30 protein-coding genes are annotated in these 17184 nt (G+C 58.2%); 2 read left to right on the forward strand and 28 right to left on the reverse strand.

All coding sequences use genetic code 11. The annotated features are described in order from the left end of the window. The first annotated feature begins 193 nt into the window (after positions 1 to 193). Together msrP and msrQ are read left to right on the forward strand one after the other, a co-directional pair. A complete protein-coding gene (gene msrP, locus PL599_RS03440) occupies positions 194 to 1135 on the forward strand; it encodes a protein-methionine-sulfoxide reductase catalytic subunit MsrP (protein ID WP_142911490.1) in 942 nt (313 codons plus the stop codon). Positions 1136 to 1137: 2 nt separating this feature from the next. Then, positions 1138 to 1791: a protein-methionine-sulfoxide reductase heme-binding subunit MsrQ gene (gene msrQ / locus PL599_RS03445; protein WP_137410635.1), complete on the forward strand. Its 654-nt coding sequence runs from the start codon at positions 1138 to 1140 to the stop codon at positions 1789 to 1791. 306 nt (positions 1792 to 2097) lie between these two features. On the opposite strand, the gene rplQ is transcribed toward msrQ, so the two are convergent. From rplQ to rpsJ, 28 genes are all read right to left on the reverse strand, one after another. After that, entirely contained in the window at positions 2098 to 2523 is a 426-nt protein-coding gene (gene rplQ, locus PL599_RS03450) for a 50S ribosomal protein L17 (protein WP_003521014.1), read from the reverse strand. Between the two features lie 118 nt (positions 2524 to 2641). Continuing rightward, positions 2642 to 3652, reverse strand: a complete 1011-nt coding sequence (locus PL599_RS03455; protein ID WP_269825043.1) for a DNA-directed RNA polymerase subunit alpha — start codon at positions 3650 to 3652, stop codon at positions 2642 to 2644. A 195-nt stretch (positions 3653 to 3847) separates the two neighbouring features. After that, a complete protein-coding gene (gene rpsK, locus PL599_RS03460; RefSeq protein WP_003495225.1) occupies positions 3848 to 4237 on the reverse strand; it encodes a 30S ribosomal protein S11 in 390 nt (129 codons plus the stop codon). 137 nt (positions 4238 to 4374) lie between these two features. Beyond that, on the reverse strand, positions 4375 to 4743 hold the full coding sequence (rpsM, locus tag PL599_RS03465) for a 30S ribosomal protein S13 (RefSeq protein WP_035263425.1): 369 nt from the start codon (positions 4741 to 4743) through the stop codon (positions 4375 to 4377). A gap of 302 nt (positions 4744 to 5045) precedes the next feature. After that, positions 5046 to 5636 (reverse strand): adenylate kinase, encoded by a 591-nt coding sequence (locus PL599_RS03470; RefSeq protein WP_077983834.1) that lies wholly within the window; start codon positions 5634 to 5636, stop codon positions 5046 to 5048. After that, positions 5633 to 6973 (reverse strand): preprotein translocase subunit SecY, encoded by a 1341-nt coding sequence (gene secY, locus PL599_RS03475; protein ID WP_077983846.1) that lies wholly within the window; start codon positions 6971 to 6973, stop codon positions 5633 to 5635. The genes PL599_RS03470 and secY overlap by 4 nt, the downstream gene beginning before the upstream one ends. After that, on the reverse strand, positions 6918 to 7085 hold the full coding sequence (locus PL599_RS03480; protein ID WP_165691255.1) for a hypothetical protein: 168 nt from the start codon (positions 7083 to 7085) through the stop codon (positions 6918 to 6920). The genes secY and PL599_RS03480 overlap by 56 nt, the downstream gene beginning before the upstream one ends. A 218-nt stretch (positions 7086 to 7303) precedes the next feature. Continuing rightward, positions 7304 to 7783 (reverse strand): 50S ribosomal protein L15, encoded by a 480-nt coding sequence (rplO, locus tag PL599_RS03485; protein WP_077983835.1) that lies wholly within the window; start codon positions 7781 to 7783, stop codon positions 7304 to 7306. Between the two features lie 16 nt (positions 7784 to 7799). Beyond that, positions 7800 to 8006: a 50S ribosomal protein L30 gene (gene rpmD / locus PL599_RS03490; protein WP_003495212.1), complete on the reverse strand. Its 207-nt coding sequence runs from the start codon at positions 8004 to 8006 to the stop codon at positions 7800 to 7802. Between the two features lie 11 nt (positions 8007 to 8017). After that, positions 8018 to 8587 carry a 30S ribosomal protein S5 gene (gene rpsE / locus PL599_RS03495; RefSeq protein ID WP_003495208.1) on the reverse strand — a complete coding sequence of 190 codons (570 nt, stop codon included), beginning with the start codon at positions 8585 to 8587 and terminating at the stop codon, positions 8018 to 8020. 119 nt (positions 8588 to 8706) lie between these two features. After that, on the reverse strand, positions 8707 to 9069 hold the full coding sequence (rplR, locus tag PL599_RS03500; RefSeq protein WP_003516127.1) for a 50S ribosomal protein L18: 363 nt from the start codon (positions 9067 to 9069) through the stop codon (positions 8707 to 8709). A gap of 12 nt (positions 9070 to 9081) precedes the next feature. After that, the gene (rplF, locus tag PL599_RS03505; RefSeq protein ID WP_003495204.1) at positions 9082 to 9615 is read right to left on the reverse strand and encodes a 50S ribosomal protein L6; all 534 of its coding nucleotides are present in this window, start codon (positions 9613 to 9615) and stop codon (positions 9082 to 9084) included. 42 nt (positions 9616 to 9657) lie between these two features. Next, positions 9658 to 10056 (reverse strand): 30S ribosomal protein S8, encoded by a 399-nt coding sequence (gene rpsH, locus PL599_RS03510; RefSeq protein WP_004442588.1) that lies wholly within the window; start codon positions 10054 to 10056, stop codon positions 9658 to 9660. A 12-nt stretch (positions 10057 to 10068) separates the two neighbouring features. After that, positions 10069 to 10374 carry a 30S ribosomal protein S14 gene (rpsN, locus tag PL599_RS03515; RefSeq protein ID WP_003507785.1) on the reverse strand — a complete coding sequence of 102 codons (306 nt, stop codon included), beginning with the start codon at positions 10372 to 10374 and terminating at the stop codon, positions 10069 to 10071. Between the two features lie 33 nt (positions 10375 to 10407). Beyond that, on the reverse strand, positions 10408 to 10962 hold the full coding sequence (rplE, locus tag PL599_RS03520; protein WP_003495201.1) for a 50S ribosomal protein L5: 555 nt from the start codon (positions 10960 to 10962) through the stop codon (positions 10408 to 10410). Further along, positions 10955 to 11263, reverse strand: a complete 309-nt coding sequence (gene rplX / locus PL599_RS03525; RefSeq protein WP_003495200.1) for a 50S ribosomal protein L24 — start codon at positions 11261 to 11263, stop codon at positions 10955 to 10957. Before rplX ends, rplE begins: the two co-directional genes overlap by 8 nt. A 12-nt stretch (positions 11264 to 11275) precedes the next feature. Further along, a complete protein-coding gene (gene rplN, locus PL599_RS03530; RefSeq protein WP_003495199.1) occupies positions 11276 to 11644 on the reverse strand; it encodes a 50S ribosomal protein L14 in 369 nt (122 codons plus the stop codon). 234 nt (positions 11645 to 11878) lie between these two features. Beyond that, complete coding sequence (gene rpsQ / locus PL599_RS03535) at positions 11879 to 12115, reverse strand: 30S ribosomal protein S17 (RefSeq protein WP_077983837.1); 237 nt, start codon at positions 12113 to 12115, stop codon at positions 11879 to 11881. A gap of 11 nt (positions 12116 to 12126) precedes the next feature. Next, a complete protein-coding gene (rpmC, locus tag PL599_RS03540; protein WP_003495193.1) occupies positions 12127 to 12327 on the reverse strand; it encodes a 50S ribosomal protein L29 in 201 nt (66 codons plus the stop codon). 12 nt (positions 12328 to 12339) lie between these two features. Further along, positions 12340 to 12753 carry a 50S ribosomal protein L16 gene (gene rplP, locus PL599_RS03545; RefSeq protein ID WP_003507774.1) on the reverse strand — a complete coding sequence of 138 codons (414 nt, stop codon included), beginning with the start codon at positions 12751 to 12753 and terminating at the stop codon, positions 12340 to 12342. A 38-nt stretch (positions 12754 to 12791) separates the two neighbouring features. Next, positions 12792 to 13523: a 30S ribosomal protein S3 gene (gene rpsC / locus PL599_RS03550; RefSeq protein WP_004442600.1), complete on the reverse strand. Its 732-nt coding sequence runs from the start codon at positions 13521 to 13523 to the stop codon at positions 12792 to 12794. Beyond that, on the reverse strand, positions 13523 to 13912 hold the full coding sequence (gene rplV / locus PL599_RS03555) for a 50S ribosomal protein L22 (protein ID WP_065113658.1): 390 nt from the start codon (positions 13910 to 13912) through the stop codon (positions 13523 to 13525). The genes rpsC and rplV overlap by 1 nt, the downstream gene beginning before the upstream one ends. A gap of 2 nt (positions 13913 to 13914) precedes the next feature. Beyond that, on the reverse strand, positions 13915 to 14193 hold the full coding sequence (rpsS, locus tag PL599_RS03560) for a 30S ribosomal protein S19 (protein WP_003507772.1): 279 nt from the start codon (positions 14191 to 14193) through the stop codon (positions 13915 to 13917). Positions 14194 to 14208: 15 nt separating this feature from the next. Beyond that, the gene (rplB, locus tag PL599_RS03565) at positions 14209 to 15045 is read right to left on the reverse strand and encodes a 50S ribosomal protein L2 (RefSeq protein WP_077983838.1); all 837 of its coding nucleotides are present in this window, start codon (positions 15043 to 15045) and stop codon (positions 14209 to 14211) included. 43 nt (positions 15046 to 15088) lie between these two features. After that, positions 15089 to 15382 (reverse strand): 50S ribosomal protein L23, encoded by a 294-nt coding sequence (locus tag PL599_RS03570; RefSeq protein WP_063948592.1) that lies wholly within the window; start codon positions 15380 to 15382, stop codon positions 15089 to 15091. Further along, the gene (gene rplD, locus PL599_RS03575) at positions 15379 to 15999 is read right to left on the reverse strand and encodes a 50S ribosomal protein L4 (protein WP_271358801.1); all 621 of its coding nucleotides are present in this window, start codon (positions 15997 to 15999) and stop codon (positions 15379 to 15381) included. The genes PL599_RS03570 and rplD overlap by 4 nt, the downstream gene beginning before the upstream one ends. Before the next feature lie 12 nt (positions 16000 to 16011). Next, a complete protein-coding gene (gene rplC / locus PL599_RS03580) occupies positions 16012 to 16653 on the reverse strand; it encodes a 50S ribosomal protein L3 (RefSeq protein WP_174008783.1) in 642 nt (213 codons plus the stop codon). Positions 16654 to 16857: 204 nt separating this feature from the next. Further along, positions 16858 to 17166 (reverse strand): 30S ribosomal protein S10, encoded by a 309-nt coding sequence (gene rpsJ / locus PL599_RS03585; protein WP_003507767.1) that lies wholly within the window; start codon positions 17164 to 17166, stop codon positions 16858 to 16860. Positions 17167 to 17184: the final 18 nt, after the last annotated feature.

A 17184-nucleotide genomic window follows, 5' to 3' on the forward strand; every position in this document is an offset into this window, starting at 1 on the left:
CAAAACAGTACGGTTCGGTACGGTACGCTTTCTCTTCAGCGTGCTATCGGGCCGCGCCTTTCATCACAAATGCGCGATTTTCGCCGCTCCACCGTTGTTTTTCCGCAGATCGCTGAAACATAACTGTGCAGCGGCCGTATTGGCTATCATAGTCGATTTATCGCCGATGCACCCGGCTTTTGTGGAGGTTCCAATGCCCGCCTATCGTCCGCCCATCATCTCGGCAAATGAAATCACGCCGAAGAATATCTACCTGTCCAGACGTGGCTTCCTCGGCACGGCGGCGGGGCTGGCGGCAATCGGGCTGGCCGGGCGTGAGGCTGTTGCCGCGCCGCTTTCCGCAAAACCCGGCGCCTACAAGCTCGATGAGAAGCTCACCCCGCTCGACGCCGTCACCAGCTATAATAATTTCTACGAGTTCGGCGTCGGAAAATCCGACCCGAAGGAAAATTCCGGCAAGTTCAAGCCGACCCCCTGGACTGTGAAGGTGGATGGCCTCGTTTCCAAACCGCAGGAATTCGGCATTGAAGACCTCATGAAATATCCTCTCGAAGAGCGCACCTATCGCATGCGCTGTGTCGAGGGCTGGTCGATGGTCATTCCGTGGATCGGCTTCCCGCTCGCCGCCCTTCTCGACAAGGTGGAGCCGCTTGGCAGCGCGAAATACGTGTCCTTCGAGACGGTTGTGCGGCCGGAGGAAATGCCCGGCCAGAGCGGCTTGTTCCAGCCTCTTTCATGGCCCTATGTCGAGGGCCTGCGTCTCGATGAAGCGCGCCATCCGCTCACCATCCTCGCCGTTGGGCTTTATGGCGAAACCCTGCCGAACCAGAACGGCGCGCCGATCCGCCTCGTGGTCCCGTGGAAATATGGTTTCAAGGGCATCAAATCCATCGTCCGTATTTCGCTTGTCGAGAAACAGCCGGAAACGACGTGGAAAAACTCCAATGCCCGCGAATATGGCTTCTATTCCAACGTCAATCCGCATGTGGACCATCCCCGCTGGAGCCAGGCGACGGAACAACGCATCGGCGAAGGCGGCTTTTTCGGCACGCAGAACCGCCCGACCCTGATGTTCAACGGTTACGACGAGGTGGCAAGCCTCTATGCCGGCATGGACCTGAAAGCGAATTACTGACCATGGCCTTAGCGCTGCCTCTTCCCTCGCTGCCGAAGCGTTACCAACCGGCAGCCATCTGGGCGCTGTATATCGCCGGCCTTTCTCCCGGTGTCTGGTATTTCTATCTCGCCGCAACCGGCGGCCTCGGCTTTAATCCGGTCAAGGAATTCGAGCACCTGCTCGGCATCTGGGCGCTGCGCTTCCTGTGTATCGGCCTACTGGTGACGCCGATGCGCGATCTCTTCAACATCAACCTCATCGCCTATCGTCGCGCTCTGGGGCTGATCGCCTTTTATTATGTGCTCGCCCATTTCACCGTCTATCTGGTGCTGGATCGCGGCTTGATCCTCAGCTCCATCGCAGGCGATATCCTGAAACGCCCCTATATCATGCTCGGCATGGCCGGCCTTCTCATGCTCATTCCTCTGGCGCTCACCTCCAACCGCTGGTCGATCCGCAAACTCGGCAGCCGCTGGAACACGCTGCACAAGCTGGTCTATCTCGTCCTCATCGTCGGCGTGCTGCATTTCGTGCTGGCGCGAAAATCGATCACGCTGGAGCCGGTGTTTTATATCACGACGATGGTGGTGCTGTTGGGGTATCGGCTGGTGCGGCCGACGATCATGGCTCGGAAACGCAGCAGGAAGGCCGCTGGCAGGCCCGTGCATCAATAGTCCAAAATTTAAGGGGGCTCATGGCGAATGGAGTTGCGTGGGGCCTGCCCCCCTCTGCCCTGCCGGGCATCTCCCCCTCAAGGGGGGAGATCCGCAAGACGCTCTACCGCCACTTCATCCGTGACGGTTGAGATACTAGAGACTTTGCGGTGTCTCGATCTCCCCCCTTGAGGGGGAGATGCCCGGCAGGGCAGAGGGGGGTCAGCCGCACGCACCGCCCTCAATGCAAAAAACCGCAAAACAAAAAAAAGCCGGGCAATCTCTCGCCCGGCATTTTAACTCGCGACGCCGGAAAGGCGTCAGATATTATGCAGCTTCGGCAGCAGCAGCTTCTGCAGCAACGCGAGCCTTGTCGGCTGCGCCCTTGGCGTCAACGTCGCGCTCGACGAATTCGATGACGGCGAGAGCGGCATTGTCGCCCTGGCGGAAGCCGGCTTTCATGATACGCAGGTAGCCGCCATTGCGGTTTGCGTAGCGAGCTGCGATCGCGTCGAACAGCTTGCGAACAGCGTCCTGATCCTTGATCTGCGAGATCGCCTGACGACGAGCGTGCAGGTCGCCGCGCTTGCCGAGAGTGACGAGCTTCTCAACGATCGGGCGAATTTCCTTCGCCTTCGGAAGCGTGGTGACGATCTGCTCATGGGTGATGAGCGAAGCAGCCATATTGGCAAACATTGCCTTGCGGTGGCTGGCGGTTCTATTGAGCTTGCGGCCTGAATTACCGTGGCGCATTGCTATTCTCCTTCTACGCAGGTTCCTTCTCTAAGGCCTGCCGTTTCCTGGCACATGCAGATGACTTATCTGCTGTTTGACGGGGAAAGGCAGTCTTTGAGGTCTGCCTTCTTGCTTGTTAGTACTGGTCTTCGTAACGCTTTGCGAGATCTTCGATGTTCTCAGGCGGCCATGCCGGCACTTCCATACCGAGGTGCAGACCCATGGAAGCGAGAACTTCCTTGATTTCGTTAAGCGACTTGCGACCGAAGTTCGGCGTGCGAAGCATTTCGGCCTCGGTCTTCTGGATCAGGTCGCCGATATAAACGATGTTGTCGTTCTTCAGGCAATTTGCCGAACGAACGGACAGTTCGAGCTCGTCGACCTTCTTGAGAAGCGCCGGGTTGAACGCAAGTTCGGTAACCGATTCTTCTTCTGCTTCCTTCTGCGGCTCGTCGAAGTTGACGAAGACGCCCAGCTGGTCCTGAAGAATGCGAGCGGCGAAGGCAACGGCGTCTTCGCCGGAAACCGAACCGTTGGTCTCGATCGTCATGATCAGCTTGTCGTAGTCGAGAACCTGGCCTTCACGGGTGTTTTCCACCTTGTAGGACACTTTCTTGACCGGAGAATAGAGGCTGTCCACCGGAATGAGGCCGATAGGGGCATCTTCCGCGCGGTTGCGCTCAGCCGGTACGTAACCCTTGCCGTTGTTGACGGTGAATTCCATGCGGATTTCAGCGCCATCGTCCAGCGTGCAGATCACGTGCTCGGGGTTCAGGATTTCGATGTCGCCAACCGTCTGGATGTCACCAGCGGTTACGGCACCCGGACCCTGCTTGCGCACGACCATGCGCTTGGAATCATCGCCGTCCATCTTGATGGCGATTTCCTTGATGTTGAGCACGATATCCGTCACATCTTCCCGAACACCGGGGATGGAGGAGAATTCGTGCAGGACACCGTCGATCTGCACGGCCGTTACAGCGGCGCCACGCAGAGAAGACAACAGAACGCGACGCAGCGCGTTGCCGAGGGTAAGACCGAAACCACGCTCCAGCGGCTCGGCAACCAGCGTTGCCTTGGTGCGGCTGGACGAGGTGAACTCGACCTTGTTCGGCTTGATAAGTTCCTGCCAGTTCTTCTGAATCATCTTTAAACCTTCCGTTCGCCGCCACCATCCAATCGTGACGGACCGAGCATGAAAACACCGAGAGGAACCAAATTCAGGGGTTCATCGGTGGGTTCTTGAGCGCAAGTCCGTCGATCGAAATCGACGCGCACACGCCAGATACACGAAAATTCCGCCAGACCTGAGGAAAGGCGGAATTTCCGAACCACGGTCGCGTCAGACGCGGCGCTTCTTGCGCGGACGGCAACCGTTGTGCGGGATCGGCGTCACGTCGCGAATGGAGGTGATCATGAAACCGGCAGCCTGCAGAGCGCGAAGTGCCGATTCACGGCCGGAACCCGGACCGCAAACTTCAACTTCAAGCGACTTCATGCCGTGTTCCTGAGCCTTCTTCGCGCAATCTTCAGCAGCGATCTGGGCAGCGAACGGGGTCGACTTGCGCGAACCCTTGAAGCCCTTGGCACCAGCGGACGACCAGGCAATAGCATTGCCCTGTGCGTCGGTGATGGTGATCATCGTGTTGTTGAAGGTCGAGTTGACGTGCGCGACGCCAGACGTGATATTTTTGCGTTCGCGACGACGGACGCGTGCGGCTTCCTTGGCCATTTTATACCTTTCATTGATCTCTTCACCGCCGTAACACCAGCGGCTACACCGGCGATCAGCCCTTCTGGAGCCTTACGCCAAACTCAGAAAGGCTGGCGCGGACTGCACCAGCCTCCCCTTTCCGGAGAACCGGAAAATTACTTCTTCTTACCAGCGATAGCCTTCGCCGGACCCTTGCGGGTGCGGGCGTTCGTGTGCGTGCGCTGACCGCGGACCGGAAGGCCACGACGGTGACGCAGGCCGCGGTAGCAACCGAGGTCCATCAGACGCTTGATGTTCATCGAGGTCTCACGACGCAGGTCGCCTTCGACCTGGTAGTCGCGGTCGATGGCTTCACGGATCTGAAGAACTTCAGCATCCGTCAGCTGATGAACGCGCTTCTCAGCCGGAAGACCGACCTTGTCCATGATTTCCTGCGCGAATTTCGGACCGATCCCGTGAATGTAGGTCAGCGCAATAACAACGCGCTTCGCAGTCGGGATGTTGACGCCAGCGATACGTGCCACGTCTCTTCTCCTTGGTTCCAGTTGCCATCCGGCAAGTGGTGATTCCATTTGAGCGGCCGAAAGACCGCCAGTTCAAATTGGTGTCCGTGACAAGTCAAAACGACTGAACCCGGATCTCCCTTCCCTAAGGGAAATCCGCGCCAGTCGCTTGGGATGTCGCGAGTTGGCGCGGTGTTTAACGGAATCAGCGCAAAAAAGCAACCGGCTCCGCCAAGATTCTTTTACGATCCAGAGGATCAGCCGCCTTTCGGAAATGGAAGATGGGCAAGAACGTAACGGCCCTCACCCATTCATTCTCTCGATCAGGCAGAGGCTTTCTCGAGAACGCGCTCGATGGCCTCAGTGACGGCATCGACATCAGCCATGCCATCCAGCGCCACAAGCTCGCCCTGTTCGCTGTAATAGGCAGACAGCGGCGCGGTCTTCTCGCGATATTCCGTAAGACGCTTGCGGAAAGCTTCCGGATTGTCATCCGAACGGACAGTGCCGCCAGCCGCGATGGTCTCAGCGACGCGGTTTTCGATTCGGCGAATCAACGCCTCTTCGTCCACCTTGAGTTCGATGACGGCGTCGAGAACCAGGTTCTTCTTGCGCATGTTGTCGGCAAGAGCCTTGGCCTGCGGAACGGTGCGCGGATAACCGTCGAGAATGAAACCCTTGGCACAGTCCGGTGCTTCGATGCGCTCGGAAACGATCTGATTGACGATATCGTCGGATACCAGCCCGCCGGCATCCATGACGGCCTTGGCGCGCTTGCCGATTTCGGTGCCCGCGCTGACCGCAGCGCGCAGCATGTCACCGGTGGAAAGCTGCGGGATCCCGTACTTGTCCGTCAGCCGCTTGGCCTGGGTTCCCTTGCCCGCACCCGGCGGACCCAAAAATATCAGTCTCATCGTCCCCTCTTTCCTCCACGCAACTTCGACTTCTTGATCAGGCCTTCATACTGCTGGGCGATCAGGTGACCCTGAATCTGCGCAACCGTATCCAGAGTCACACTGACAACGATCAAAAGCGAAGTACCACCAAGGGCTAATGGAATGCCCGTCCGTGCGATAAGTGTCTCAGGAAGGATACACACGAAGACCAGATAAATCGCGCCGACCACCGTGATGCGGGTCAGGACGTAATCAATGTACTCCGCGGTGCGCTCGCCCGGACGGATGCCCGGAATGAAGCCGCCATGCTTCTTGAGGTTATCTGCGGTGTCCTTCGGATTGAAGACGATCGCCGTATAGAAAAACGCGAAGAACGCGATCAGCAGGCCGTAGAGCGCCATGAACAACGGCTGTCCGTGCTGCAGCGACGCAATGATCGACGTCGCCCAGCCCGGCAGGTTGGTGTTTCCGGCAAAACCCGCAGCCGTTGCCGGCAAAAGCAGCAGCGACGATGCGAAGATCGCGGGAATGACGCCGGCGGTGTTGAGCTTCAGCGGCAAATGCGAGGTATCGCCCTGGAACATCCGGTTGCCGACCTGGCGCTTCGGATATTGGATCAACAGGCGGCGCTGCGCGCGCTCCACGAAGACGATAAGCGCGATGACGCCGATAGCGATGATGACGACCATCAGAATGAGAGGGGTCGACAGCGCGCCGGTGCGGCCAAGTTCCAGCGTGCCGGCCAGCGCCTTGGGCAGGCCCGCGGCAATGCCCGCGAAGATGATCAGCGAAATACCGTTACCGATACCGCGCGAGGTGATCTGTTCGCCGAGCCACATGAGGAACATCGTACCACCGAGCAGCGTGATGACGGTGGAGATGCGGAAGAACATGCCCGGATCCACCACGAGACCGTTGCCGCTTTCAAGCCCGACCGCAATACCATAGGCCTGCAGCGTGCCGAGCAGCACCGTACCGTAGCGTGTGTACTGGTTGATGATCTTGCGGCCGGCTTCGCCTTCCTTCTTCAACGCTTCGAGCGAGGGCACGACCGAGGTCATGAGCTGCACGATGATCGAAGCGGAGATGTAAGGCATGATGCCGAGGGCGAAAATCGCCATGCGCTCGACAGCGCCACCCGCAAACATGTTGAAAAGACCAAGAATACCGTTGGCCTGGCCACGGAAGGCCTGCGCATAGGCTTCGGGGTTCAGGCCCGGAAGCGGAATATGGGTGCCGAGACGGTAGACGAGAAGTGCGGCAAGAGTAAACCAGAGACGCTTTTTCAGATCCTCCGCCTTAGCGAAGGTCGAAAAATTCAGGTTCGAAGCCAGTTGTTCCGCTGCTGAAGCCATAAATTTCTCCGAATGACCCTTGCCAGCCAGCAACACCGGCCAATGCGGAAAGGTCTAAAAGATACTGGTCAAAACCGGGCTTCGGACGAATGCAGCTCTTGGCCGCCATCATGCCTCACCCTGTTTTTTATGTCCTATCCCCTCCCCTACGGAAGTTCAAGAACTGTGAGGCTCTCCCTGCGGCACTTTCTGCCGCAAGCGGGGCCAAGAAAGCACACCGCGAAGAGATTGCCCTGATGCTCTATAAATCGATTTAGATCGAAAGCAACAGTGGCCAGGGAGCGCAAACGCCCGGAGCGACATGCGCACCGGGCGTCTGAAGTTTATATATTACTCGGCGGCTTCCGCTGCAACAGCTAGAAGCTTGATCGAGCCGCCAGCCTTTTCGATCTTTTCGATCGCAGGCTTGGAAGCGCCGGCAACTTCGAAAGCGACCTTTGCCTTCAGCTCGCCGTCGGCGAGAATGCGTACGCCGTCCTTGGCGCGGCGGATAACGCCGGCAGCCTTGAGAGCAGCGGCATCGATCGTTGCGGAAGCGTCAAGCTTCTTGGCGTCGATGGCGGTCTGAATGCGGCCGAGCGACACAACAGCATATTCGGAACCGAAGATGTTGTTGAAACCGCGCTTCGGCAGACGACGGTAGATGGGCATCTGACCGCCTTCGAAGCCGTTGATCGCGACGCCCGAACGGGCCTTCTGACCCTTCACACCGCGACCACCGGTCTTGCCCTTGCCGGAACCGATACCGCGACCTACGCGGATACGATCCTTGGAGGCGCCTTCGTTGTCTCTGATTTCATTGAGTTTCATGATAGGTTACTCCGTCTCACTTCTCGTCAACGACGCGAACGAGATGCTGGACCGCACGGATCATGCCGCGAACCGCAGGAGTGTCTTCCAGGGTGCGCTGACGATGCATCTTGTTGAGACCCAGACCGACCAGCGTCTGACGCTGGATTGCCGGGCGGCGAATAGGGCTGCCGATCTGTTCGACCGTAACAGTCTTCTTGGCTTCAGTAGTCTTCTTGGCCATGATCCAGCTCCTTATTCTTCAGAAGCGTTGCCGGAAGCGGCACGGCGAGCCTGAAGGGTCGCATACTTCAGACCGCGCTGTGCAGCGATGTCCTTCGGATGAACCTGATGCTTCAGAGCGTCGAACGTAGCGCGAACCATGTTGTACGGGTTCGACGAACCGGTCGACTTTGCAACAACGTCATGAACGCCGAGCGTTTCGAAAACGGCGCGCATCGGACCACCGGCGATGATACCGGTACCGGCCTTGGCCGAACGCAGCAGAACCTTGCCTGCGCCGTGACGGCCATTGACGTCGTGATGCAGCGTGCGGCCATCCCGCAGCGGAACGAAGATCAGATCGCGCTTTGCGCTTTCAGTTGCCTTGCGGATCGCTTCCGGAACTTCACGAGCCTTGCCGTGACCGAAGCCAACGCGGCCCTTCTGGTCGCCAACGACGACGAGAGCGGCGAAGCCGAAGCGACGGCCACCCTTAACAACCTTTGCAACGCGGTTGATCGCGACCAGCTTGTCGACGAATTCGCTATCGCGCTCTTCACGGTTCTGGCGGTCGTCGCGAGAACCTCTTTTTTCCTGTGCCATTGTCCTTGTCCTTTTTCTTTTACGGGTGGAACGGCAAACGAAAAGACCAGCGGCCTCGAGAACGAGATCCGCATGGTCCGGTGAAATTCCGCCCGGATCGATGCCCGGGCGGAAAAAACTTAGAAGTTCAGACCGCCTTCGCGGGCAGCTTCAGCCACGGCCTTGATGCGGCCATGATAGATGAACGCGCCGCGGTCGAATACGACATCCTTGACGCCGGCCTTGACGCCACGCTCGGCAACCAGCTTGCCGACAACAGCCGCTGCTGCAACGTCGGCGCCGGTCTTGAGCGAACCGCGCAGATCGGCTTCGAGCGTGGAGGCAGACGCAAGCGTCTTGCCAGCAACGTCATCGATGATCTGGGCATAGATGTTCTTCGACGAGCGATGAACCGACAGGCGCGGACGGCCGTTGGCAACCGCCTTGATCTGGCGGCGCACACGGCTCGCGCGACGTGCAAGTGCTTCTTTCCTGCTAGCCATTTCGCGTGATCCTTACTTCTTCTTGCCTTCTTTGCGGACAATACGCTCTTCAGCGTACTTCACGCCCTTGCCCTTGTAGGGCTCGGGACCGCGGTATTCACGGATTTCCGCGGCTACCTGGCCAACCTGCTGCTTGTTGATGCCGGAAACGATGATTTCCGTCGGCTTCGGAACGGCAATGGTGATGCCGACCGGAGGCTCGTAAACAACGTCATGGGAAAAGCCGAGAGCCAGCTGCAGGTTCTTGCCCTGCATGGCGGCACGGTAACCAACGCCGTTGATTTCGAGCTTGCGCTCATAGCCGTCCTTAACACCCTTGAAGATGTTCTCGATCATCGTGCGGGACATGCCCCACTTCGAACGAGCTTCCTTGGTGCCGTTAGCCGGCGTTACGGAAACGCCGTTATCTTCGAGCTTCAGCTGAATGTCGTCGTTAGCGACGAAAAACAGTTCACCCTTCGGGCCCTTAGCAGTAACCTTCTGGCCGTCGACATTGGCCGTCACACCTGCTGGAACCGGAACGGGCTTTTTACCGATACGAGACATTATTCAATCCTGTCTGTTCGTTATGGAGATCCTGCTCGGGTCTTAGAAGACCGAGCAAAGAACCTCGCCACCAACGTTCTGTTCGCGAGCCTGGTGATCGGCCATCACGCCCTTCGGGGTCGAAAGGATGGTGATGCCGAGGCCGTTCGCGACCTGCGGAATGGACTTTACCGAGACATAAACCCGGCGGCCCGGCTTGGAAACGCGGCCGATCTCACGGATCACCGACGCACCTTCGTAGTACTTCAGTTCGATGGTGAACTCGGACTTGCCGTTTTCAAAATCGACCTTGGAATAACCGCGAATGTAGCCTTCAGACTGCAGCACGTCGAGAACGCGTGCGCGCAGGCTGGAAGCAGGCGTGCTTACCGAAGACTTACGGCGAGCAGCACCATTGCGGATGCGGGTGAGCATATCACCCAAAGGATCAGTCATGGTCATGTGCCCGTCTCCTTACCAGCTCGACTTGACAATGCCCGGCACCTTGCCGGAATTGCCCAGCTCACGAAGCGCGATACGCGACATCTTGAGCTTGCGATAGAACGCGCGCGGACGGCCCGTTACTTCGCAGCGGTTGCGGATACGCGTCTTCGAGCCGTCACGCGGCAGCGAAGCGAGCTTCAGAGTGGCCTTGAACCGGTCTTCGATCGGAAGGGACTGGTTCATCACGATCGCCTTGAGAGCAGCGCGCTTGGCAGCCTGCTGGGCGACCGACTTGCGGCGGCGCTTGTTCTTTTCAACTGCGCTTGTTTTCGCCATATCGGAGTTCCTTTTCTACGCTCGTCGTTACGGTTAGTGACGGAACGGGAAGTTGAACTCTGTCAGCAGAGCCCGAGCTTCGTCGTCCGACGTCGCCGTCGTGCAAACGATGATGTCCATGCCCCACATCTGATCAACCTTATCGTAGTTGATCTCAGGGAACACAATGTGTTCCTTGATGCCCATGGCGAAGTTGCCACGGCCGTCAAAGCTCTTCGGGTTCAGACCCCGGAAGTCGCGAACGCGCGGCAGCGCGATGTTGACCAGACGATCAAGGAATTCGTACATGCGGGCGCCACGAAGGGTAACCTTCGCACCGATCGGCATGCCTTCGCGAACCTTGAAACCTGCGATCGAGTTGCGAGCGCGGGTAACGACCGGCTTCTGGCCGGCAATCGCAGCCAGATCACCGGCAGCGATCGTGGGCTTCTTGGAATCGGCAGTCGCTTCGCCAACGCCCATGTTGATCACGATCTTTTCAAGCTTCGGGATCATCATGACGTTTGCGTAGGAGAACTTCTCCTGCATGGCGCCACGGATACGGGAAACGTATTCCGTCTTGAGACGCGGCTCGTACTTATCAGCCATCGATCACTTCTCCCGAACGCTTGGCCACGCGGACCTTCTTGCCATCCACAACAGAGAAGCCAACGCGGGTCGGCTTGCCATCCTTGTCGACGATGGCGATGTTGGAGATGTGCAAGGATGCTTCCTTGTTGATGATGCCGGCTTCCTGAGCCTGGGTCTGGCGCTGGTGACGCTTCACCATGTTCACGCCACGCACAACGGCACGGTCTTCTTTCGGCATTACCTGGATTACTTCGCCGGTACGGCCCTTGTCCTTACCGGTCAATACGACAACCTTGTCGCCTTTACGAATTTTCTGCATCGCATACGCTCCTTACAGTACTTCCGGAGCCAGCGAGATGATCTTCATGTGGTTCTTGGCGCGAAGTTCGCGCGGAACCGGTCCGAAGATACGGGTGCCGATGGGCTCTTTCTTGTTGTCGATAAGAACGGCTGCGTTGTTATCGAAACGGATGACGCTGCCGTCAGCGCGGCGGATGTCCTTGGCGGTGCGCACGACAACCGCCTTCATCACGTCGCCCTTCTTGACGCGGCCGCGCGGAATAGCTTCCTTGATGGAAACGACAATAATGTCGCCAACAGAAGCATATTTGCGCTTCGAGCCGCCCAGCACCTTGATGCACATGACACGACGTGCGCCGGAATTATCCGCCACGTCGAGGTTTGTTTGCATCTGAATCATGTCAGGTCGCCTTCTTGTTGTTACCGGAACGGTTGGGCAAACTCTCCCGAGCGAGCCCCCTGCCCCAGCTTATGAATGTCTCTTTTTTTGCGCGGAAAAATCGTGACAGGGTGGTTTCCCGAAGGACCTTCCGTGCGCATCAAAGCAAAAGACGCCCGGGTCACGAGCGTCCTTGCGCTGCTTCATACAGGAATTCGCGCCAAGTGCAAGACACAAGGCGCGATTCTGATGAAATTAAGCCTGGGCGGAAACGACCGTCCAGCGCTTGTCCTTGGAGATCGGTGCGCATTCCTCGATGGAAACGACATCGCCGACCTTATACTGATTGTTTTCGTCGTGTGCCTTGTACTTCTTCGAACGACGAACGGTCTTTTGCATGAGCGGGTGAGCGAATCGACGCTCAACCCGGACCACGACAGTCTTCTCGTTCTTGTCGGACACAACGACGCCCTGCAGAATGCGTTTCGGCATATTATTCTTCCTTAGGCCTTGGCTTCTGCCGCCTTCTGGCGGGCAATGGTTTTGACGCGGGCGATGTCCTTGCGGACTTCGTTGATGCGCGAGGACTTCTCCAGCTGGCCAGTCGCCTTCTGGAAGCGCAGGTTGAACTGCTCCTTCTTCAGATCGGCGAGCTTGTCCTTGAGCTGGTCGGCGCTGAGGCCGCGAACTTCATCGGCTTTCATGTGCCTTGCTCCTTACTCTGCGATGCGCTGTACGAAGCGCGTCTTGACCGAGAGCTTGGCAGCGCCGAGACGAAGCGCCTCACGGGCGATCTCCTCGGTAACACCGTCGATCTCGAACATCATACGACCGGGCTTGACCTTGCATGCCCAGTAATCGACCGAACCCTTGCCCTTACCCATACGAACTTCGGTCGGCTTTGCCGTAACCGGAACGTCGGGGAATACGCGGATCCACACGCGACCTGCGCGCTTCATGTAACGCGTGATCGCGCGGCGGGCCGCTTCGATCTCGCGTGCATTCACGCGGTTCGGTTCCTGCGACTTCAAGCCGAATTCACCGAATGCCAGGTCAAAGCCGCCCTTGGCGACGCCCTTGATGCGTCCCTTGAACTGCTTACGGTACTTAGTACGCTTTGGCTGCAACATTTTCTTACTTCTCCGAGCTTATCTTTCGCCAGCGTCAATCAAGCGTTTTCGCGACGACGATCGCCACGATCGCCACGCTCACGGCTTGCAGGGCCCTGTGCGTCGCCTTCGAGACCGCGACGCTCAGAAGCCATCGGATCGTGCTCAAGGATTTCGCCCTTGAAGATCCAGACCTTGATGCCGCAAATGCCGAATGCGGTTTCAGCTTCGGCTGTGCCGTAGTCGATGTCCGCACGCAGCGTGTGCAGCGGAACGCGACCTTCGCGGTACCATTCGGTACGAGCGATTTCAGCACCGCCGAGACGGCCGCCGCAGGTGATCTTGATGCCTTCGGCGCCAAGACGCATTGCGGACTGAACAGCTCGCTTCATCGCACGGCGGAAAGCCACGCGGCGCTCGAGCTGCTGAGCGATCGACTGGGCAACCAGCGTCGCGTCGATTTCCGGCTTGCGCACTTCAACGATGTTGAGGTGCGTTTCGGAGTTGGTCATCTCGGAAAGCTTCTTGCGAAGCTTCTCGATGTCTGCACCCTTCTTGCCGATGATCAGACCCGGACGAGCCGAGTGGATCGTGACGCGGCACTTCTTGTGCGGACGCTCGATGACGACCTTTGCGATACCGGCCTGCTTGAGTTCCTTGATCAGGTAAGCCCGGATCTTGAGGTCTTCATGCAGCAGCTTGCCGTATTCTGCGGTGTCAGCGTACCAGCGGCTGTCCCAGGTACGGTTGATGCCGAGGCGGAAGCCGATCGGATTGATTTTCTGACCCATTATGCGGCCTCCCCTTTTTCCTCGACTTCACGAACAACGATCGTGAGGTGAGAGAACGGCTTTTCGATGCGGGAAGCACGACCACGGCCACGAGCGTGGAAACGCTTCATGGTGATGGACTTGCCAACATAGGCCTCGGCGACGACGAGAGCGTCGACGTCGAGGTCGTGGTTGTTTTCCGCATTGGCAATTGCAGATTCCAGCGTCTTCTTGACGGTGCCTGCAATGCGCTTGCGGGAGAATTCGAGCTCGGCGAGAGCGCGATCAACCTTCTTGCCACGGATAAGAGCGGCAACCAGGTTCAGTTTCTGGGGGCTGACGCGGAGCGTACGGGCAACGGCCTGAGCCTCGTTGTCCTTCAGCCGGCGTTCGGTCTTAGCCTTCGCCATGATTACTTCCTCTTTGCCTTCTTGTCCGCGCCGTGACCGTAATAGGTACGGGTCGGAGAGAATTCACCGAACTTGTGTCCGACCATGTCTTCGTTGACCGAGACGGGCACATGCTTGCTGCCGTTGTAGACGCCAAACGTCAGACCGACGAACTGCGGCAGGATCGTGGAGCGACGGCTCCAGATCTTGATTACTTCATTACGTCCGCTCTCGCGCACCTTCTCAGCCTTGGTGAGAAGATAGCCGTCAACAAACGGACCTTTCCATACTGAACGAGCCATGAGTGACTACCTCTCTTACTTCTTACGCTGATGGCGCGAGCGCATGATGAACTTGTCGGTCGACTTGTTCGAACGGGTGCGCTTGCCCTTCGTGGGCTTGCCCCACGGAGTAACCGGGTGGCGACCACCCGACGTGCGACCTTCACCACCACCGTGCGGGTGGTCGACCGGGTTCATGACGACGCCGCGAACGTGCGGACGCTTGCCGCGCCAACGCGAACGACCGGCCTTGCCGTCGTTGATGTTGCCGTGGTCCGCGTTCGAAACAGCACCGATCGATGCGAGGCAGGAGCCGTGCACCAGGCGCTGTTCGCCCGAGTTGAGACGCAGGATGGCCATACCGGCATCGCGGCCGACGAGCTGGACATACGTACCGGCGGAGCGAGCGATCTGACCGCCCTTGCCCGGCTTCATCTCGACGTTGTGGATGATCGAACCGACCGGAATGTACTGAAGCGGCATGGTGTTGCCGGGCTTCACGTCCACTGCCTTGTCGGAGGCGATCACCTTGTCACCAGCAGCAAGACGCTGTGGCGCGAGAATGTAAGCCTGTTCGCCGTCGGTATACGTAACCAGCGCGATGAACGCGGTGCGGTTGGGGTCGTATTCCAAACGTTCAACGGTGCCTTCAACGTCAAACTTGCGACGCTTGAAGTCAACCAGACGGTAGGTCCGCTTGTGACCGCCACCCTGGAAACGGACGGTGATCCGGCCCTGGTTGTTACGGCCACCCTTGGAGCTGAGGCCCTGGGTGAGAGCCTTTACCGGCTTGCCCTTGTAGAGCGAAGCGCGGTCCACGATAACCAGCTGACGCTGGCTCGGCGTGGTCGGATTGAAACTTTTCAATGCCATATTCTTGTTCCCTTTTGGGTCTTTGCCCGCTTGGGCCTAACCTTTAGAGTCCGGTGGACACGTCGATGGATTGACCTTCGGCGAGCGTAACGACGGCTTTCTTGACGTCCTTCAGCTTACCGGCGAACCCACGGAAACGACGGGTCTTACCCTTGCGGATAAGCGTGTTCACAGCCGTGACTTTGACGCCGAAGAGAGCTTCCACGGCAGCCTTGATTTCAGGCTTGGAAGCATCCTTGGCGACGTTGAATACGACCTGGTTCTGTTCGGATACCAGCGTCGACTTTTCCGTGATCGAAGGAGATACGATCACATCGTAGTGGCGAAGATCCGTCATTTGAACCGCTCCTCCAGAGCCTCTACAGCAGCCTTGGAAAGCACCAGCTTGCCACGGCGCAGGATGTCGTAAACATTGATGCCCTGTACCGGCAGAACGTCCACATTCGGGATGTTCTGAGCAGCGAGCTTGAAGTTGCCATCAAGTTCGGCGCCGCCGATTACGAGAGCGTTGGTCAGGCCAAGCGAAGAGAAGCTGCCCAGCAGAGCCTTGGTCTTTGCTTCGGACGCGACGAGCTGATCGACGATGATCAGTTCTTCAGCCTTCAGCTTTGCAGACAGGGCGTGACGCAGGGCGAGCGCACGAACCTTCTTGGGAAGGTCATGGGCGTGGCTGCGAACGACCGGGCCATGGGCCTTGCCGCCGCCGCGGAACTGCGGTGCGCGAGCCGAATGGTGACGAGCGCGGCCCGTACCCTTCTGCTTGTACATCTTCGCGCCGGTGCGGGAAACTTCCGACCGGTTCTTGGATTTGTGGGTTCCCTGCTGCTTCTTTGCAAGCTGCCAGCGAACCATGCGGGCCAGGATGTCCTGGCGGGGGTCGAGGCCGAAGATCTCATCCGACAGAGAAACCTTGCCGGCGTCTTTTCCCTCGAGGGTCTTGACGTTCAATTCCATGATAAGGCTCCCTTATTTCGCAGCCGACTTGACGGCATCGCGGACGATGATCCAGGCGCCCTTGGAACCGGGAACTGCACCCTTTACCAGGATGAGGCCACGGTCTTCATCAGTCGAAACGACTTCAAGGTTCTGGGTCGTGACGCGTGTCTGGCCCATGTGACCAGCCATGCGCTTGCCCTTCCAGACGCGGCCCGGATCCTGGTTGTTACCGGTCGAACCGTGTGCACGGTGCGATACGGAGTTACCGTGCGAAGCGCGGCCACCACCGAAGTTGTGACGCTTCATAGCACCGGCAAAACCTTTACCGATTGTGGTTCCAGTGACGTCGACCAGCTGGCCGGACTGAAAATGATTTGCGGTCAGTGTTGCACCGATGTCGATCAGGTTCTCGGGGGAAACCCGGAACTCGACGAGCTTGGCTTTCGGTTCGACATTGGCAGCGGCAAAGTGACCGCGAAGAGCCTTCGTCGTGTTCTTGACCTTGGACTGGCCGGCACCGAGCTGAACTGCGGTGTAGCCATTCTTGTCTTCCGTGCGCTGGGCAACGACTTGTACGTTATCCAGTCGCAATACTGTTACAGGGATATGTTCACCTGCGTCGTTATAGACGCGTGTCATACCCACTTTCTGTGCAATCACACCTGAACGCATTGGTTCATCCTCTTGCGAGCCTTGAAGGGAAAACCCTCTCTGGCCTTTGTTAAGGAGTGCCCTTCGACATCTCACGATGTTTCCGGTCTCCGGTTTGGAAGTCGTTGGATTGCTCCACGTACCTTCCTTGTTATTGGCCCTCACCCAAGAGTGAGGTCCGGCCTTGTTATTTCAGCCCTCACCTTGGACGGTTCGGGCCGGGTCTTAGAGCTTGATTTCCACATCAACGCCAGCAGCGAGGTCGAGCTTCATCAGAGCATCGACAGTCTGCGGGGTGGGATCAACAATATCGAGAAGACGCTTGTGCGTCCGCATTTCGAACTGTTCACGGCTCTTCTTGTCAACGTGAGGAGAGCGGTTGACGGTAAACTTTTCGATGCGGGTGGGGAGCGGAACCGGGCCGCGAACGCTGGCGCCGGTGCGCTTTGCGGTCGACACGATTTCACGGGTAGAGGCATCGAGGATCCGGTGATCGAACGCCTTGAGGCGGATACGGATATTCTGGCCGTTCATTCGTCTTGTCCTTGTTCT

Source organism: Agrobacterium sp. ST15.16.055, from assembly GCF_027956555.1.
Taxonomy (GTDB): Bacteria; Pseudomonadota; Alphaproteobacteria; order Rhizobiales; family Rhizobiaceae; genus Agrobacterium; species Agrobacterium salinitolerans.

What these genes read in the sequence shown, in the direction of transcription:
- rpsH (WP_004442588.1), bottom strand. Translation starts at nt 10,056, where the DNA reads ATGACCATGACTGATCCTTTGGGTGATATGCTCACCCGCATCCGCAAT.
- rplX (WP_003495200.1), bottom strand. Translation starts at nt 11,263, where the DNA reads ATGCAGAAAATTCGTAAAGGCGACAAGGTTGTCGTATTGACCGGTAAG.
- PL599_RS03570 (WP_063948592.1), bottom strand. Translation starts at nt 15,382, where the DNA reads ATGACGGATCTTCGCCACTACGATGTGATCGTATCTCCTTCGATCACG.
- PL599_RS03480 (WP_165691255.1), bottom strand. Translation starts at nt 7,085, where the DNA reads ATGATGGCGGCCAAGAGCTGCATTCGTCCGAAGCCCGGTTTTGACCAG.
- rplN (WP_003495199.1), bottom strand. Translation starts at nt 11,644, where the DNA reads ATGATTCAGATGCAAACAAACCTCGACGTGGCGGATAATTCCGGCGCA.
- rpsQ (WP_077983837.1), bottom strand. Translation starts at nt 12,115, where the DNA reads ATGCCGAAACGCATTCTGCAGGGCGTCGTTGTGTCCGACAAGAACGAG.
- rplR (WP_003516127.1), bottom strand. Translation starts at nt 9,069, where the DNA reads ATGGCTAGCAGGAAAGAAGCACTTGCACGTCGCGCGAGCCGTGTGCGC.
- msrP (WP_142911490.1), top strand. Translation starts at nt 194, where the DNA reads ATGCCCGCCTATCGTCCGCCCATCATCTCGGCAAATGAAATCACGCCG.
- rplO (WP_077983835.1), bottom strand. Translation starts at nt 7,783, where the DNA reads ATGAAACTCAATGAAATCAGAGACAACGAAGGCGCCTCCAAGGATCGT.
- rpsE (WP_003495208.1), bottom strand. Translation starts at nt 8,587, where the DNA reads ATGGCACAGGAAAAAAGAGGTTCTCGCGACGACCGCCAGAACCGTGAA.
- rplE (WP_003495201.1), bottom strand. Translation starts at nt 10,962, where the DNA reads ATGGCTGATAAGTACGAGCCGCGTCTCAAGACGGAATACGTTTCCCGT.
- rpsK (WP_003495225.1), bottom strand. Translation starts at nt 4,237, where the DNA reads ATGGCCAAGGAAGCCGCACGCGTCCGTCGTCGCGAACGCAAAAATATC.
- rplD (WP_271358801.1), bottom strand. Translation starts at nt 15,999, where the DNA reads ATGGAATTGAACGTCAAGACCCTCGAGGGAAAAGACGCCGGCAAGGTT.
- rplP (WP_003507774.1), bottom strand. Translation starts at nt 12,753, where the DNA reads ATGTTGCAGCCAAAGCGTACTAAGTACCGTAAGCAGTTCAAGGGACGC.
- PL599_RS03470 (WP_077983834.1), bottom strand. Translation starts at nt 5,636, where the DNA reads ATGAGACTGATATTTTTGGGTCCGCCGGGTGCGGGCAAGGGAACCCAG.
- rpmC (WP_003495193.1), bottom strand. Translation starts at nt 12,327, where the DNA reads ATGAAAGCCGATGAAGTTCGCGGCCTCAGCGCCGACCAGCTCAAGGAC.
- rpmD (WP_003495212.1), bottom strand. Translation starts at nt 8,006, where the DNA reads ATGGCCAAGAAGACTACTGAAGCCAAGAAGACTGTTACGGTCGAACAG.
- rplV (WP_065113658.1), bottom strand. Translation starts at nt 13,912, where the DNA reads ATGGCGAAGGCTAAGACCGAACGCCGGCTGAAGGACAACGAGGCTCAG.
- rpsC (WP_004442600.1), bottom strand. Translation starts at nt 13,523, where the DNA reads ATGGGTCAGAAAATCAATCCGATCGGCTTCCGCCTCGGCATCAACCGT.
- secY (WP_077983846.1), bottom strand. Translation starts at nt 6,973, where the DNA reads ATGGCTTCAGCAGCGGAACAACTGGCTTCGAACCTGAATTTTTCGACC.
- rpsN (WP_003507785.1), bottom strand. Translation starts at nt 10,374, where the DNA reads ATGGCGAAAACAAGCGCAGTTGAAAAGAACAAGCGCCGCCGCAAGTCG.
- rplB (WP_077983838.1), bottom strand. Translation starts at nt 15,045, where the DNA reads ATGGCATTGAAAAGTTTCAATCCGACCACGCCGAGCCAGCGTCAGCTG.
- PL599_RS03455 (WP_269825043.1), bottom strand. Translation starts at nt 3,652, where the DNA reads ATGATTCAGAAGAACTGGCAGGAACTTATCAAGCCGAACAAGGTCGAG.
- rplC (WP_174008783.1), bottom strand. Translation starts at nt 16,653, where the DNA reads ATGCGTTCAGGTGTGATTGCACAGAAAGTGGGTATGACACGCGTCTAT.
- msrQ (WP_137410635.1), top strand. Translation starts at nt 1,138, where the DNA reads ATGGCCTTAGCGCTGCCTCTTCCCTCGCTGCCGAAGCGTTACCAACCG.
- rpsJ (WP_003507767.1), bottom strand. Translation starts at nt 17,166, where the DNA reads ATGAACGGCCAGAATATCCGTATCCGCCTCAAGGCGTTCGATCACCGG.
- rplQ (WP_003521014.1), bottom strand. Translation starts at nt 2,523, where the DNA reads ATGCGCCACGGTAATTCAGGCCGCAAGCTCAATAGAACCGCCAGCCAC.
- rplF (WP_003495204.1), bottom strand. Translation starts at nt 9,615, where the DNA reads ATGTCTCGTATCGGTAAAAAGCCCGTTCCGGTTCCAGCAGGTGTGACG.
- rpsS (WP_003507772.1), bottom strand. Translation starts at nt 14,193, where the DNA reads ATGGCTCGTTCAGTATGGAAAGGTCCGTTTGTTGACGGCTATCTTCTC.